3 protein-coding genes are annotated in these 2,296 nt (G+C 75.5%); 2 read left to right on the top strand and 1 reads right to left on the bottom strand.

Features of this window, described 5'->3' with window-relative positions; translation table 11 throughout:
- The coding region (locus tag E1285_RS44640; RefSeq protein WP_207947303.1) for a hypothetical protein at window positions 1-399 on the top strand (399 nt) is incomplete at its 5' end.
- 180 nt (window positions 400-579) lie between these two features.
- Window positions 580-1,461: a hypothetical protein gene (locus E1285_RS44635; protein WP_132160959.1), complete on the top strand. Its 882-nt coding sequence runs from the start codon at window positions 580-582 to the stop codon at window positions 1,459-1,461.
- On the opposite strand, the gene E1285_RS44630 is transcribed toward E1285_RS44635, so the two are convergent.
- The coding region (locus tag E1285_RS44630; protein WP_207947302.1) for a hypothetical protein at window positions 1,462-2,296 on the bottom strand (835 nt) is incomplete at its 5' end. It lies immediately after the preceding gene.

Here is a 2,296-nt window from a genome sequence, read left to right as displayed (position 1 = left end):
GCCCCCTCGGGTCCCCCGCCTTACCCGCCCGCGCATCACGGCCAGCCGCCGCCGATGCACGTCCATCACGGCTCGCCCGGCCACCACGGGCGTCGCGGCCACGGCGCCGCAGCGGCCGGCCTTGTCGGCGGAGCCGCGGCGCTCGGGGCCGCCGGGGTCGCGGGCGGCATGGCCGTAGGCGCGATGGGCGACGCGGCCGGATACGCGCAGAACGTGGCCGGATACGCGGCGGGCGTCCCGGTCGACGCGTTCGGCAACGCCATAGCCGGCCACGCGGGCCAGGCCGCCGTCGACATCGCGGGCGGCGTCGCCGGCGACATCGCGGGCAACGTGGCCGGTGAGGTCGCGGGCGGTGCCGCCGAGGTCCTGGGCGGCCTCCTGGGCGGCCTGTTCGGCTGACCCACCCGGCCGCAGGGCACCGGGTGGCAAGGCGGGCGGCAAGCGTCCCCGGCGAGTCGCGGGGACCAGGGGGTGACCAGGGGAAATGCCGGGCCTTTTGGACGAGATCCGCCACGTCCTCCGCCAACCCGGCCGCGGATGGCTATCGTCGAAAACGCAGCCCGCCCTCCGAGGAGTCACATGACCACCGTGGTCCTTGTCCTGCTCTGCCTCGCGATCGCCGGACGCGAGCTCTACCTGGCGTCCGACAAGCGGCTCCCTCGCGCGCAGGCGGAACTGCGCGACCTGCGCAGTCAGGTGTCCGAACTCGCCCGGCGGCACGAAGCGCTCAAGACGGTGGTCGACGAGGCGACCGAGCCCGCCGGCATCCCCATCCCGCCGCCGCAGCCCGAGGCTCCGCCCGCCGACGTCCTCGACAGGCTGGACACCGTCACCGGCCGCGTGGACCGGCTGGAGAAACAGCTCGGCGACATCTCCGGGGAACTCGCGGGCGTCGACCTCGACCGCGACGCCCAGCACGCTCTGGCGCGCTCCTTGGACGCGGTGGAGCAGGACGTCCAGGAACTCCACCGCGAGATGCTCGACCGCCTCGACCGCGAGGAAGGCGTCGTCACCGGCGTCCTGCTCAGCGAGGAGGGCGAGGCGGAGGCGCTGCTCGCCGACGCCTACGAACGCTGCGCCGCCGAGTACGGGTTGCGCCCGCGCGTCCGCGACCATCGTTCCGCGCAGGCCACGGGCGCCTACCGGGGGACGGTCTACCACCTTTCGGGACGCCGCCCGGAGGTGCTCGCCGAGGACCTGTTCACCCACGTCCGCGGCCTTTACGACCCGCTGGACCCGTCCGCGCTCAACACGCTGCTCACCGAACTGGCGGCACTGCGCGGCGGCGGCGTCGCGCGGTTCGGCCCGTTCACCGCCGTCAGCACGCAGACCGCCCTCGTCTGCGGCGTCCTCCCGGAGGAGAGCACGCCCCCGACGGAGCCGTGGCAGCTCGCGGACCAGATCCGCGAGCTGCCACCGGACCGGCAGAGCGACCTGTCGTGGCTGCGCTCCGACGACTGATCAGGGCCGGACGAACCGCGGCGCGTCCTGCGTCCGGTCCACGCTGAACGCCAGCAGGCACCGGGGCACCCGCGCCGCGTCGAGCTGCAGGCACAGCCCGAGCCCGAGGTCCGGGTCGACGAGGACCACACGCCGCAGCGCCCGCAGCGCCCTGCGCACCCGGACCCGCGTCTCCGGACGCTCCGCCTCGTGCAGCGTCCCCGTCACGACCCGCCCCGCGTACCGCCACAGGGCCGCCGAGTCCAGCACCCGCACGCCCGCGGACGTCAGGTGCGCGACGATCACGACACCGCTGTCGTCGTCCTCCGCCGACGGCACCGCGGCCGCTCCCGGCATGTCGCCCGGCGCCCGCGGACCGCCCACGGCCCGGTGGTACCGCAGCGGATCGAGCGTGTCGATGACGAACGCCCCCGCGTAGGGCCGCGACGCGCGCGGACGCCCCGCCCGCTCCCGCACCGGCACCCGCGCGGCCGACCCGCCGAGCCGGGCACTGAGGTCGAACACCATCCCGGCCTCGTCCAGCCACGCCGGAACGCCGAGCGCGGCCGCGGACTTCCGGTCGAGGGCGTCCATCGTCCGCCACCACTCGTCGGTGCGCCGGGACAGCGTCGCCGCCATCCCGAGCCCCGGGAACGCGCCCTCCAGCACCGCGAGCGTCGCCCGCCACGTCGTGCTCCCGACGAACTCGGCCACGAACGCGTCCGCCAGCGATCTACGCCGCCCGGGGTCCGCCATCGGCCCAGGCCGCACCGCGGGCATCGGATCCACCTTCGTCCGCGAAGGCGGCGACGCCGACAGCCCCTTTCCCGGCAGGAAGGGCTCATCGTCTCCCGGC

Origin of the sequence: Actinomadura sp. 7K507 (assembly GCF_004348425.1) — a bacterium.
Lineage (GTDB): Bacteria > Actinomycetota > Actinomycetes > Streptosporangiales > Streptosporangiaceae > Spirillospora.
The sequence above is the reverse complement of the archived record's forward strand: the minus strand, read 5'-3'. Positions and strand labels throughout refer to the sequence as shown.